Raw genomic sequence first — 12683 nt, 5'->3', positions numbered from 1 at the left:
CCGCCCCGCCACCGGGGGATGCCGGCGGGGCGGCCGCGTCTGGGGACCGGATCAGGCGGCGGAGCCCTGGCCGGCGTTGATGAGGGCGAGGAGCGCCCCCGGGGTCTCGGCGTCGACGACGGCGTCGTCGGGGATCGTTATGCCGTACTCGCGCTGGATCTGGCCGATCACCTGGAGCAGGGCGAGGGAGTCGTAGCCGAGGTCCATGAAGGGGGTGTCGATGACGTCGCCGTCCAGGTCGACGCCCTCCTCCTCGCCGGCGCTCTCGCGGAGCATGCGGGTCAGGTCGGCCAGGGTGACGGTGGTGGTCGTCGTGGTCATGGTCGGTGCCGTCCTCTCGTTGGGCTGTTCGGTGTCACTGCCGGCCCGCCGCCGGTTCCTGAGTGGTGCGTCCGGCGGAGGGGTGTGGTGCGGGTGTGCCGTGGGGGGTGGGCGGTGCGGATGCGGCCCGGGGGTGACCGGGGGTCAGGCCGTCCGGCGGACGACCAGCGCGGAGTTGAAGCCGCCGTGGCCGCGGGCGAGCACCAGCGCGGTGCGCAGCCGGGCCTCCCGGGCCTCCCCGGTGACCAGGTCGATCCGGTGCTCGGGGGCGGGCTCCGTGACATGGGCGGTGGGCGGGATCACCCCGTCGCGCAGGGCGAGCAGCGCGGTCGCCACGTCCAGGGCCGCGCCGCCGGCGAGCAGCCGTCCGGTCATGGTCTTGGGGGCGGTGACCGGGACGCCGTGCGGCCCGAACAGCGCGGCGAGGGCCTCGGCCTCCTCGCGGTCGGCCGCGGGGGTGCCGGCGGCGTCCGCGAAGACGACGTCGACGTCCGCCGGGGTGATCCCGGCGTCGGCCAGGGCGTTCTCGGCGGCCCTGCGCAGCCCCGGCGGGCGGCCGGTGCCGGGCGCCGGGTCGAGGGTCGCCGCGTATCCGGCGATCTCGCCGTAGACCCGTTCGGCGCCCCGGTCGCGGGCGGACCGCTCGTCCTCGGTGATGAGGATGGCGCCGCCCTCGCCGGGGACGTAGCCGCAGGCGCCGGCCGCGAAGGGCAGATAGGCCCGCTCCGGGTCGTTCACGGTGCTCATCAGCCCGGAGGCGATCTGCGGGACCCAGCCCCAGGGGCAGATCGCGGCGTCGACCCCGCCGGAGATGACGGCCGGGAAGCCCTTGCGGACGTGGCGGCGGGCCTGCCCGATGGCGTCGATGCCGCCGGCCTGTTCGGTGAGCAGCACGCCGCTGGGGCCGCGCAGCTTGTGGCGGATGGAGATCTGGCCGGTGTTGACGGCGTAGAACCAGGCGAAGGACTGGTACGCGCTGACGTACTCCTTGCCCTTGCTCCACAGGTTCTCCAGCTCGCGCTGGCCGAACTCGACGGCCCCTCCGGACGCCGAGGTCACCACGCCGATGCCGAACTCGGGCATCCGCTCCGGGTCGATCCCGGCGTCGGCCAGCGCCCAGTCGGCGGCGGTCAGCGCGAGGCGGGTCATGTGGTCGGTCTGCGGCATCAGCCGGCTGGGGATGTGCTCCTCGGCGACGTAGTCCGACACCTCGCCGGCCACGCGCGAGGGGTAGGGGGCGGCGTCGAAGCGGGTGACCGGTCCGAGGCCGGACCGCCCGGCCAGGGTGGCCTTCCAGAACTGCTCGGTCCCCAGGCCGTTGGGTGCGGTGACGCCCAGTCCGGTCACCACCGTTGCCGTGGTCATGCGGTTCTCCTCTCCGGACGGGCGAGCACCATGGCGCTCTGGAATCCGCCGAAGCCGCTGCCGACGCTGAGGACCACGTCGGTCTTCTTCTCGCGGGCGGTCAGGGGGATGTAGTCCAGGTCGAGCTCGGGGTCGGGCTCGTGGAGGTTGGCGGTGGGCGGCAGCACACCGTGCTCCATGGCCAGGGCGCAGGCGGCGATCTCCAGGGAGCCGATCGCGCCGAGCGAGTGCCCGATCATGGACTTGATGGAGCTGATCGGGGTCGCGTACGCGTGGGCGCCCAGGCTGCGCTTGAAGGCGCCCGTCTCGTGGCGGTCGTTCATCTTGGTGCCGGAGCCGTGGGCGTTGATGTAGTCCACGGAGTCCGGGGCGAGCGCGGCCTCGGCGAGGGCGACGTCGATGGCCTCGGCCATCTCGCGGCCGTCCGGCTTGAGTCCGGTCATGTGGTACGCGTTGCAGCGGGAGGCGAATCCGGCGATCTCGGCGTAGATGTGCGCGCCGCGCCGCCGGGCGCTCTCCAGCTCCTCCAGGACCAGGATCGCCGCGCCCTCGCCGAGGACCAGGCCGCTGCGGGTGCGGTCGAAGGGGCGGCAGGCGCTCTCGGGGGTGTCGTTGCGCGGGGTGGTGGCGTGGATGGCGTCGAAGCAGGCCGAGGTGATCGGTGAGATCGGGGCCTCGGTGGCGCCGGCGATCATCACGTCGGCGGTGCCCTCCCGGATCAGCTCGACGGCGTGGCCGAGCGAGTCCAGGCCGGAGGTGCAGCCGGTGGAGACCACGGCGGCCGGTCCTTCGGCGCCCGCCGCCCGGCCGACCTCGGCCGCCATCGAGCTGGGCACGAAGTGCCGGTACAGCTCGGGGACCGCGTAGGTGTGGTCCACGTTCCACAGCCGGCCGCCGTCGCTGACGACGACGTACTCGCGCTCCAGGCTGGTGGTGCAGCCGACCGCGCTGCCCAGCGAGGTGCCGACCCGCCCGGGGTCGAGCGCGGAGGTGTCGAGGCCGCTGTCGGCGAGGGCCTCGCGGGTGGAGACCACCGCGAACTGCGCGGCCCGGTCGAGCCGGCGGATCTCCTGCGGCGACAGCCCGGCGGCCCGGGGGTCGAAGTCGCACTCGGCGGCGACCTGCGAGCGGAACGGGGACGGGTCGTAGAAGGTGATCCTGCGGGTGGCGGTGCGTCCCGCCGTGAGCAGGTCCCAGTACTCCTTGACACCGACCCCTCCCGGGGCCACGACGCCCAGGCCGGTGATGGCGACTCTGCGCATGGGCTACCTGGCCTTCGACGGGGCCGGGTGCGGCGCGGCGCACCAGCCGGATGGAACTGTGGGGGTCACTGTCGATCCCTTCGTCCGTGACGCTCCTGCATCGGTTGGGCGGCCGGGGCGGTTCAGGGTCAGGGCCTCCCCGCCCCGGCCCGCCGGGCACCGGCCGGCGGGCCCGCTCTTGGCGGGCCGCCCCGTCCGGTGGAGCCATGGAACGGCTGTGCTCTCGACCGTGGCTCGCGCGGGCGTGGACCTGCCCGGACGCCCCACTACGTGGGGACGTTGCCGTGCTTGCGGGCGGGCACCTCGGCCCGCTTGGTGCGCAGCATGGCGAGCGACCTGATGAGCACGGCGCGGGTGTCGGCGGGGTCGATGACGTCGTCGACGAGCCCGCGTTCGGCGGCGTAGTACGGGTGCATCAGCTCGGACTTGTACTCCTTGATGCGCTGGGCGCGCACCGCTTCGGGGTCGTCGGCGGCGGCGATCTCGCGGCGGAAGATGACGTTCGCTGCGCCCTCGGCGCCCATCACGGCGATCTCGTTGGTGGGCCAGGCGAAGGAGAGGTCGGCGCCGATGGAGCGGGAGTCCATCACGATGTAGGCGCCGCCGTACGCCTTGCGGACGACCAGGGAGATGCGGGGCACGGTGGCGTTGCAGTACGCGTACAGCAGTTTGGCGCCGTGCCGGATGATGCCGCTGTGCTCCTGGTCGACGCCGGGCAGGAAGCCGGGGACGTCGACCAGGGTGACCAGCGGGATGTTGAAGGAGTCGCAGGTCGACACGAACCGGGCGGCCTTCTCCGAGGCGTGGATGTCGAGGACGCCGGCGAGGGAGGCGGGCTGGTTGGCGACGATGCCGACGGGGTGGCCGTCGAGGCGGGCGAGCGCGCACACCACGTTGGGCGCCCAGTTCTCGTGGATCTCCAGGTACTCGCCGTCGTCGGTGATCTCCTCGATGACGGCGCGCATGTCGTACGAGCGGCCGGGGTCGGCCGGGACGATGTCGGTGAGCGCCTCGGTGCGCCGGCCGGCGGGGTCGTCGCAGGCGGCGGCGGGCGGCATCTCCCGGTTGTTGGCCGGGAGGAGGGAGAGCAGGTAGCGCACGTCCTCCAGGCAGGTCTCCTCGTCGTCGTGGGCGAAGTGGCACACGCCGGAGGTGGTGGCGTGGACGTCGGCGCCGCCGAGTCCGTTGTGGCTGATCCGCTCGCCGGTGACCGCCTGGACCACGTCGGGTCCGGTGATGAACATCTGCGCGGTGTCGCGGACCATGAAGACGAAGTCGGTGAGGGCGGGCGAGTAGGCGGCGCCCCCGGCGCAGGGCCCGAGCATCACGCTGATCTGGGGGATCACCCCGGAGGCCGCGACGTTGCGGCGGAAGATCCCGCCGTAGCCGGCCAGCGCGGTGACGCCCTCCTGGATCCGGGCGCCGGCGCCGTCGTTGAGGCTCACCAGCGGTGCCCCGGCGGCCTCGGCGAGGTCCATGACCTTGTGGACCTTGGCGGCGTGCGCCTCGCCGAGGGCTCCGGCGAAGACCCGGAAGTCGTGGGCGTAGGCGAAGACGGTGCGGCCGTGCACCAGGCCCCAGCCGATGACGACGCCGTCGCCGTGCGGTTTGCGCTCCTCCAGGCCGAAGCCGGTGGCGCGGTGCCGGCGCAGCGGCTCGATCTCGGTGAACGTCCCCGCGTCGAAGAGGAGTTCCAGGCGTTCGTGTGCGGTGAGTTTGTTCTTCTCGTGCTGCCGCCGGGTGGCCACCGGGTCGGGTCCGCGGCTCACCTCCTCCTTGAGGCGGCGCAGTTCGCCGGTGGCGCGCCGCAGGTCGGGGGCGGCGGGGGTGACCGTGAGCTCGTCCAGGATCGTCATTGGCCGAACGTAGGAACGCCGCCTCGAAGGGCGGTGGAGCAGGCGGGGGCGCGCCACCGCCCCCGGCCCGCCTCGGGGGCGGTTCGGGGGCGGAGGCCGTGCGGGACGGCCCGGGGGCGGGTCGGCTGGTGGCGGGTCAGCTGGTGGCGGGCACGTGCAGGTCGAGGCCCGGGTCGGAGGAGAGGACCGCCTGGTGCAGCCGCTGGAGGCGGGGCGAGGGCTCCAGGCCCAGCTCGTCGATGAGGGTGGTGCGCAGGCGCTGGTAGGACTCCAGGGCGCGCCAGGAGCTGCCGGAGCGGTGCAGCGCGGTCATGAGCTGGGCGCAGAAGTTCTCGTGCATGGGGTGCTTGGCGACCAGGACGCGCAGCTCGGGGACGATCTCGGTGTGCCGGCCCAGGTGCAGGTCGGCGTCGATGCGCCGCTCCAGTGCGGCCATCCGGTCCTCCTCCAGCCCCAGCACCTCCAGTTCGAGGACGCTGCCGACGCGGACGTCGACCAGGGCGGGGCCGTGCCACATGTCCAGGGCGCGGCCGAGGAGGCGGGAGGCGGCGCGGTGGTCGCCGGCCTCGTGGGCGTCGCGCCCGGCGGCGGCGAGGCGGCCGAACTCCTGGGCGTCCACCCGGCCGGGCTGGACCTGGAGCAGATAGCCGCCGTGCTGGGTGACCAGCACGTCCTTGGCGCGGCGGAGCGGGTCGCCGTCGAGCGCGGCGGCGATCTTGCGGCGGAGCTGGAGGATGTACGTCTGGAGGGTGGTGGCCGCGCTGCGCGGGATGTCCTCGCCCCAGATCTCCTCCATCAGGGTGGGGACCGTGACGACACGGTCGGCCTGGAGGGCGAGAAGCGCGAGGATCTGGCGCGGCTTGCCCGCGGTGGGGACCACGGAGATCCCGTGCTCGATGGCGGTGAGCGGTCCCAGTACGTTGATCTCCATTGTTCGTTCCCGTTTGCCTCGGTTCCCCGTCACTCCCGCTGCCGGCCCTCGGAGCGGAGCGTGGCTCGAGCCTGGCACCGGGGGCGGCCGTGCCCCAGTGAGCGGCTCATGAAGGGGGACGTGAAAATGTCATGGCGGGATGGTGAAGCCGGCACTGTGCCGCCGGGAGAGACGCGACGCAGAATCCTGACCCACAGGACGTCGGCGACGGCTCGCCGGGCGAGAGCCCGGACGGGCACCGTCTCAGGAGGGGAACTCATGATCGGCTCGACGATGATCGAAACCGGTACGGCCCCGTCGGTGGACGCATCCCACCGCTTCGCACTGCTCACCGCCCGTACGGGTCTGGAGCCCGACCTGGCGCAGCGGTACACCACCGACCCGCTGTCGGTGCTCTCCGAGTTCGGCCTCGCCGGGGCGGAGCCGGTCTACCTGGTGGGCGCGGAGGACGTGTTCGTCGAGAACCTCGACCAGCCGGGCGCGGGCGCCGCCTCGTTCTGCAACTTCACCCACGGGCCGGCGTGCTTCGGGCCGTCCGCCGCGGAGCGCTCGTGACCGTCACCGATCCGGCTCCCGCCGGTCTCCCGGTGGGCTTCAAGCGGCACCTGCGGGTGGAGACGGTGAGCGGTGAGGCGGTGTACCTGCTGTCGGAGCGGGGCACCACGGTGCTGCGGGGCCCGCAGGTGGAGGTGCTGGCCCCGCTGCTGGACGGCACGCGGACGCTCCCGGCGGTGATCGCGGAGGCGACGGCCGCGGTGCCGGCGGCCGAGGCGGGCCGGGTGATCGCCGCGCTGGCCCGGGCCGACCTGGTCGGCTACCGGGACCCGGCGGCGGACGACGCGGCGGCCGAGGCGTACTGGGAGCTGGCCGGGATCGGGGCGCCCGGGGTCGCCGCGGCGGTCCGGTCGACTCCGGTGCACGTGGTGCCGCTGGGGCGTACGGACGGTGCGGCGGCCCGGGCGGAGTGCCGGGCCGCCGGGCTGGTCCTCGCCCCGTCCGAGGACCGGGCGTCGTTCGGTCTGGTGCTGTGCGACGACTATCTGGACCCGGCGCTCGCCGAGGTGGACGCGCGACACCGGGCGGCGGGCCGGCCGTGGCTGCTGGCCCGGCCCGGTGGCCCGGAGGTGTGGGTGGGGCCGGTGTTCGGCGCCGCGGACGGGCCGTGCTGGTCGTGTCTGGCGCACCGGCTGCGCGGGCACCGCTCGTCGCAGACACCGGTCCGGCACGCCCTCGGGCTGCCGGGTCCGGTGCCGCTGCCGGAGGCGTCGCTGGCGGCCGTGCGGATGCTGGGACTGCACACCACGGTGCTGGAGGCCCTCAAGTGGGCCGCCGGAATGCGGTACGCGGGGCAGGGCGCGGTGTGCCGGCTCGACACCCGGGCGCTGAGCACCACGCACCACCCGGTGACCCGGCGCCCGCAGTGCGCCGGGTGCGGGGACGCGGGGCTGGTCGCCGCCGGGGCGCGGCGGCCGGTGGTGCTGGTGTCCCGGCCGAAGGCGAGCGGGACCGGGGGCAACCACCGGTCACTGACGCCCGGTCAGGTGCTGGAGCGCTACCGGCACCTGGTCGATCCGGTCACCGGTGTGGTGGCCGGGCTGCGGCCGGCGCCGGGCACCCCGGAGGGCCTCAACCACTGGGTGGCAGGCCGGAACCTGGCGCTGCGCGGCACGGCCCCGGAGGGGCTGCGCGGCCACAGCGGCGGCAAGGGCGTGACCCCCGAGGAGGCCGAGGCGGGCGCGCTGTGCGAGGCGGTGGAGCGCTACTGCGGGACCCGGCACGGGGACGAGGCGGTGGTGCGGGCCTCGTTCGCGGAGCTGGGGGACGAGGCCGTGCACCCCGGGCGCGTCCAGCTGTACGCCGCGTGGCAGTTCCGCGACCGGGAGCGGTGGAACGCCGGGTGCACTCCGATGAACGCGGTGCCGCCGCCGTTCGACGAGACGGCCGGGCGGGAGTGGACCCCGGTGTGGTCGCTGACCGCGCGGCGGCACCGGCTGCTGCCCACCTCGATGCTGTACTTCGGGCCCGGGCCGGACGGCGCGGAGCGGGCGCCGTGGGCGGACTCCAACGGCAACGCGGCCGGCAGCAGCCCGGAGGACGCCGTGGTGCAGGGGTTCCTGGAGCTGGTGGAGCGGGACGCGGTGGCCCTGTGGTGGTACAACCGGCTGCGCCGTCCGGCGGTCGACCTCGACCTGTTCGACGAGCCGTGGCTGGCGCGGGCGCGCGCCGCGTACGCCCGGGCGGGGCGGGAGCTGTGGGTCCTGGACCTCACCGCGGACTTCGGCATCCCGGTGATGGCCGCGGTCTCCCGGCGGGAGGGCGGGGGCGAGGAGCGGATCTCGTTCGGCTTCGGCGCCCACTTCGACCCGCGGCTGGCGCTGCGGCGGGCGGTCACGGAGATGTGCCAGCTGCTGCCCCCGCCGGACTCCGGTGCGCCGGAGGAGCTGCGCCGAAGACCCGGCGTACCGGCCGCGCTGCGCGCCTGGTGGTGCGGGGCGACCGTCCGGAACCAGCCGTATCTTCTTCCCGATCCCGCGGAAACGCCTCGCGGCCCGGCCGGTTACGGGTACGTTCCCCGGGCCGATCTGCTCGGGGACGTGGAGGCCGCGGAATCCCTTGTCCGTGCCCATGGCATGGAATTGCTGGTGCTCGATCAGACGCGTCCGGACGTGGGCCTGCCCGTCGTCAAAGTCCTCGTTCCGGGATTACGGCACTTCTGGGCCCGGTTCGCGCCGGGACGCCTCTTCGACGTGCCCGTACGCATGGGTTGGCGGGATCGTCCGCTCCCCTGCGATCAGCTGAATCCCGTTCCGTTGTTCGTATGATCCCCGGCTTTTCTCACCATCGGTGGCAAGTCCGAACAGTTGCTTATTAGCATGCGGTTCGCCACTGTCCTTCCGAGGAGGCCGAGATGCCGGACCGCGCCCCGAATGCCGTTCCGCACAGATTCGACGACAGAGAACAGAACACAGGTATTTCGGCCAAAGACGAAGGGACGGAACCCGGCCATTCCACGTCGGGACCAGGAAGTCCGCACCCGCGTCCCGACATCCCCGCCCCGCGGCTGGCCCGGGGCATCACCGTGGTGGCCCTGCTCTGCTACGCGACGGTCACCGTGCTCAACGTGCTGCGGGCGGGGGTGGCCCACGGCGCCGAACTGGCCGTCTGCGTCGGCCTGGTGCTGGTCGTCTTCTCCGTGCAGTTCGTGGTGTCCGCCCCGGCGGCCCGTACCTGGTCCATGCGCCGGAAGGTCGGCTTCCTCTCCTTCCAGACCCTGCTGACCTATCTGCCGCTGTTCTGGTACGGGCTGTCGTGGGGCAGCATGGAGGGCCCGCTCGCCGCCTCGGTGCTGCTGACGTTCCGGACGCGGGTGGCCTGGCCGCTGTTCGGGCTGGTGGTGGTGAGCATCCCGGCGTACGCCTCGGCGCTCGGCCAGCCGGCCCCCCAGGTCGGCTACTTCCTGATCGCGGGCATGCTGTGCGGACTGGTGATCTACGGGCTCAGCCGGCTGACCGACCTGGTGCACGAGGTGCACTCCACCCGGGAGGAACTGGCCAGGATGGCGGTCTCCCAGGAGCGGCTGCGGTTCGCCCGGGACCTGCACGACCTGCTGGGCTACAGCCTGTCGGCCATCGCGCTGAAGGGTGAGCTGATCCACCGGCTCATCCAGGTCCGCCCCGAGCAGGCCCGGGGCGAGACGGCGGAGCTGCTCGCGGTGGCGCGCCAGGCGCTGGCCGACGTACGGCTGGTGTCCAGCGGCTACCGGGACATGTCGCTGCGCGACGAGGCCGAGACGGCGGCGGCCATCCTCGCGGCGGCCGACGTGCGGGCGGAGGTGGCCATCGACTGCGGCCGCCTCCACCCGGTCGTCGACACCGCGCTGGCGACCGCGCTGCGCGAGGGTGTCACCAACATCCTCCGGCACAGTAAGGTGCAGAGGTGCAGCATTTCGGCCACGATCGACGCCGAAACGGTCCTGCTCAGCCTGGTCAACGACGGTGCGCCCCTGGGGAAGGCGCCCGCGCCGGCACCGACCGGGGGCAGCGGACTGGACAATCTGCGCGAGCGCTTCGCCAGGATCGGCGGCCGCCTCACGGCCGGCCCCGGTGACGACGGACGCTTCCACCTGGAGGCGTACGCGCCCGTTCGACCGCGGGCGGCGGACGACGACGCGAGGGGGACGGTACCCAGGAGGACCGAACCGGCCGCCGCCTGACCATGACGACCTTCTGGACCTGTAGCGCGCGGGGGGACCGATGCTGTGCGTGAGGATTCTGCTCGCCGAGGACATGCACATGATCCGCGGCGCTCTGATCGCCCTGCTGGAACTGGAGCCGGACCTGGAGGTCGTCGCCTCCGTCGACCGGGGGGACACCATTGTGAAGGCCGCGCTGGAGACCCGGCCGGACGTCGCGATCATCGACATCGACCTGCCCGGCACGGACGGCCTGACCGCCGCCGCCGACCTGCATGAACAACTGCCCGGCTGCCGCACCCTGATCCTCACCAGCCTGGGCCGGCCCGGCACCCTGCGGCGGGCCCTGACCGCCCATGTCACCGGCTTCCTGCTCAAGGACTCCCCGCCCGACCAGCTGGCGTCGGCGGTGCGCGCGGTGGCCGTGGGCCGGCGGGTGGTCGACCCCCAACTGGCGCTCACCGCCTGGGACTCACCGGTCAACCCGCTCTCCCCCAGGGAGCTGGAGGTCCTGCGGCTCGCCGCCCAGGGCGCGGACGCCGCGGAGATCGCCGGCTGCCTGTTCCTGTCCAAGGGGACCGTGCGCAACTACCTCACCGCCATCGTCAGCAAGCTGGGCGCCCGCAACCGCATCGACGCCATCCGGATCGCCGAGGAGGCCGGCTGGATACCCTGACCCGCCCCCCGACGCCCCCAGCAGGGTGTCGAGCATGCCCTGGTCGAGCACGGTGTCCACCGAGAGGTCCGACAGGTCGCCGAACCCGGCGTCGTGGACGGCGGCACTGACGACGTACCGCTCCCCCACCCCGAAGGTGCCGAACGTCCACTCGTCCCCACCGGTCGGTGTCCCGTCGGGCCGCACCAGCCGGGCACCGTGCCCGCCCAGGTCGAACCCGAACTCGGTGAAACGGAACCGCAGTCCCTGCCCGAGGGCCTTGCTGTACGCCTCCTTGAGCGTCCACAGCCGCACCATCGTGTCGTTGCGGCTCCGCTCACCGCCGGCGTCCAGCAGCGCCCTCTCGTACGGGGTGCACGCCTGCAGCTCCGAACCGGTGCCCGCCAGCCTGCGGTCGGCGCGCTCCACGTCCACGCCGATCCGGCCCCGGCGGGTGACCCCGACGACCATCATCTCCTCGGTGTGGCTGAGGCTGACGTCGATCTGGTCGCAGCCGCGCACATAGGGCCGGCCGCCCGGCTGGTACGACAGGTCGACCAGGTCCGGGGTGGTGTCCAGCACCATGGCGGCGGTGTACCGCAGGAACAGCCGGGAGGCGACGAAACGGTCCCTCATCCGGGGCCGGTCGAACCGCTCGTACCGGCTCCAGTCGCGGCCCAGCAGGCGGCGCACCGAGTCGTTCCCGCCGCGCGGCAGCCAGCCGGGCATCGTCCCGTACACCAGCACGCTCCCGGTGCCCGCCAGGGTCTCCCCCACCCGGTCCCACGGGCCGCCCGGTCCCAGGGCCGGCAGCGGCCGGCCGATACGGGCGCCCACTCAGGCTCCCGCGAGTTCGGCGGCCAGCGGACCGGCGCCCAGCGCGGAGATGACCCCGGCGAGGTCCACCGCGTCGGCGTCCGGCCGCGGGCACATCGGGATGCAGACGGGCCCGCCCATGCGCCGCAGGTAGGGGCAGAGGACCGGGCGCGGCCCGATCTCGACCACATGCGTGGGCGTCTGCTGGGCGAACATGCCGCGCGCCGCGTCGGCGAACCGGATGGGCGCGGTGAGCTGCTCGGTCCAGTACGAGGCGTACAGCGGCTCGGTGGCGAGCCTGCCGAGGACCGTCGAGTAGAACGGCACCCGCGGCGTCCCGGCGGGCACACGGCGGGCGACCGCCTCGAACTTGGGGACGACCGGCTCCATCAGCGGCGAGTTGAAGGCGTGCGACACCGGCAGGTGGCGGCAGGTGATGCCGCGCCCGGCCAGCTCCGCCTCGATCCGCTCCAGCCCGGCCACCTCGCCGGACAGCACTGTCGCCCGGGCCGCGTTGACGGCGCTGATGCCCACCCCCGGCTCCCCGACGACCAGTTCGGCGATCTCGTACGGGGAGACGCAGGCGGCCATCATGCCGCCGCCGGACGGCAGGTACTGCATGAAGGCGCCGCGCATCGCGATCAGCTTCGCCGCGTCCGCCGCGTTGAGGGCGCCCGCCACCGTGGCCGCCGCGAACTCGCCGATCCCGTGCCCCAGGACGGCCACCGGCACCACCCCGGCGCTCTCCAGCGTCCTCGCCAGGGCGTACTCCACCGCGAACAGCGCGGGCTGGGTGTAGGCGGTGCGGTGGACGCGCGGGTCCTCGCTGAGGACCAGGTCGACCACCGACAGCCCCAGGTACGGGGTCAGCGCCCCGGCGATCTCGTCCAGGTGCGCCCGGTAGGTGGCGGAGTCCAGGTACAGCGCCGACGTCATCCCGGGGTACTGGCTGCCCTGCCCGGTGAACACGAACGCCGCCCTCGCCCGGTGCGCGCCCGACCGGCGGACGTCGCGCAGGACCATGTGGCGGGCCAGCTCGCGCACCGTGGGGTACGCCCGGATGTCGTCGAGGTCGATGAGGGGCCCGAACTCCTCCTCGATGTCGCCGTACAGACTCAGCGCGGCCACCGAGTCCAGGCCGTACTCGGACAGGGGGACCGCGTCGTCCACGGGCCGGCCCAGATAGTGGCCGAGCCGCTCCAGCAGCCATTCACGGTGGGCCCCGCCGGGGCGTTCGGGTTCCTGCGCGGGCATGGTGTGTGCTCCTTCGGGGGCGAGGGGCGGG

At 73.7% G+C, this 12683-nt stretch carries 10 protein-coding genes and 1 pseudogene; 4 read left to right on the top strand and 7 right to left on the bottom strand.

The genetic code is table 11. The features are described 5' to 3' along the window. Positions 1–51: 51 nt before the first annotated feature. From ACF08D_RS04460 to ACF08D_RS04440, 5 genes are all read right to left on the bottom strand, one after another. Complete coding sequence (locus tag ACF08D_RS04460; RefSeq protein WP_392221000.1) at positions 52–321, bottom strand: acyl carrier protein; 270 nt, start codon at positions 319–321, stop codon at positions 52–54. A 144-nt stretch (positions 322–465) separates the two neighbouring features. Further along, entirely contained in the window at positions 466–1686 is a 1221-nt protein-coding gene (locus ACF08D_RS04455; RefSeq protein ID WP_392220999.1) for a ketosynthase chain-length factor, read from the bottom strand. After that, positions 1683–2948 (bottom strand): beta-ketoacyl-[acyl-carrier-protein] synthase family protein, encoded by a 1266-nt coding sequence (locus tag ACF08D_RS04450; protein WP_392220998.1) that lies wholly within the window; start codon positions 2946–2948, stop codon positions 1683–1685. Before ACF08D_RS04450 ends, ACF08D_RS04455 begins: the two co-directional genes overlap by 4 nt. Positions 2949–3214: 266 nt before the next feature. Further along, positions 3215–4804, bottom strand: coding sequence for an acyl-CoA carboxylase subunit beta (locus ACF08D_RS04445; RefSeq protein WP_392220997.1), 1590 nt, complete (start codon positions 4802–4804; stop codon positions 3215–3217). A gap of 136 nt (positions 4805–4940) precedes the next feature. Beyond that, positions 4941–5735, bottom strand: coding sequence for a BTAD domain-containing putative transcriptional regulator (locus ACF08D_RS04440; RefSeq protein WP_392220996.1), 795 nt, complete (start codon positions 5733–5735; stop codon positions 4941–4943). A 258-nt stretch (positions 5736–5993) separates the two neighbouring features. Between ACF08D_RS04440 and ACF08D_RS04435 the strand changes: the two genes are divergently transcribed. From ACF08D_RS04435 to ACF08D_RS04420, 4 genes are all read left to right on the top strand, one after another. Then, positions 5994–6290: a hypothetical protein gene (locus tag ACF08D_RS04435; RefSeq protein ID WP_392220995.1), complete on the top strand. Its 297-nt coding sequence runs from the start codon at positions 5994–5996 to the stop codon at positions 6288–6290. Further along, positions 6287–8557, top strand: coding sequence for a TOMM precursor leader peptide-binding protein (locus ACF08D_RS04430; RefSeq protein WP_392220994.1), 2271 nt, complete (start codon positions 6287–6289; stop codon positions 8555–8557). Before ACF08D_RS04435 ends, ACF08D_RS04430 begins: the two co-directional genes overlap by 4 nt. A 257-nt stretch (positions 8558–8814) precedes the next feature. Then, positions 8815–9948: a sensor histidine kinase gene (locus ACF08D_RS04425; RefSeq protein ID WP_392220993.1), complete on the top strand. Its 1134-nt coding sequence runs from the start codon at positions 8815–8817 to the stop codon at positions 9946–9948. Positions 9949–9988: 40 nt separating this feature from the next. Continuing rightward, complete coding sequence (locus ACF08D_RS04420) at positions 9989–10603, top strand: DNA-binding response regulator (protein ID WP_392220992.1); 615 nt, start codon at positions 9989–9991, stop codon at positions 10601–10603. 117 nt (positions 10604–10720) lie between these two features. Here the strand turns inward: ACF08D_RS04420 and ACF08D_RS04415 are convergent. Both ACF08D_RS04415 and ACF08D_RS04410 read right to left on the bottom strand, forming a co-directional pair. Next, positions 10721–11053, bottom strand: a pseudogene (locus tag ACF08D_RS04415) (4'-phosphopantetheinyl transferase family protein); the annotation flags it as partial. Positions 11054–11419: 366 nt separating this feature from the next. Next, on the bottom strand, positions 11420–12652 hold the full coding sequence (locus ACF08D_RS04410; RefSeq protein ID WP_392220991.1) for an acyltransferase domain-containing protein: 1233 nt from the start codon (positions 12650–12652) through the stop codon (positions 11420–11422). Positions 12653–12683 lie beyond the last annotated feature (31 nt).

This window comes from Streptomyces sp. NPDC015131 (assembly GCF_043079975.1).
Classification (GTDB): Bacteria; Actinomycetota; Actinomycetes; order Streptomycetales; family Streptomycetaceae; genus Streptomyces.
This window is presented reverse-complemented; position numbering and strand designations above follow the sequence as displayed.

What these genes read in the sequence shown, in the direction of transcription:
- ACF08D_RS04445 (WP_392220997.1), bottom strand. Translation starts at nt 4,804, where the DNA reads ATGACGATCCTGGACGAGCTCACGGTCACCCCCGCCGCCCCCGACCTG.
- ACF08D_RS04455 (WP_392220999.1), bottom strand. Translation starts at nt 1,686, where the DNA reads ATGACCACGGCAACGGTGGTGACCGGACTGGGCGTCACCGCACCCAAC.
- ACF08D_RS04435 (WP_392220995.1), top strand. Translation starts at nt 5,994, where the DNA reads ATGATCGGCTCGACGATGATCGAAACCGGTACGGCCCCGTCGGTGGAC.
- ACF08D_RS04410 (WP_392220991.1), bottom strand. Translation starts at nt 12,652, where the DNA reads ATGCCCGCGCAGGAACCCGAACGCCCCGGCGGGGCCCACCGTGAATGG.
- ACF08D_RS04450 (WP_392220998.1), bottom strand. Translation starts at nt 2,948, where the DNA reads ATGCGCAGAGTCGCCATCACCGGCCTGGGCGTCGTGGCCCCGGGAGGG.
- ACF08D_RS04440 (WP_392220996.1), bottom strand. Translation starts at nt 5,735, where the DNA reads ATGGAGATCAACGTACTGGGACCGCTCACCGCCATCGAGCACGGGATC.
- ACF08D_RS04460 (WP_392221000.1), bottom strand. Translation starts at nt 321, where the DNA reads ATGACCACGACGACCACCACCGTCACCCTGGCCGACCTGACCCGCATG.
- ACF08D_RS04420 (WP_392220992.1), top strand. Translation starts at nt 9,989, where the DNA reads ATGCTGTGCGTGAGGATTCTGCTCGCCGAGGACATGCACATGATCCGC.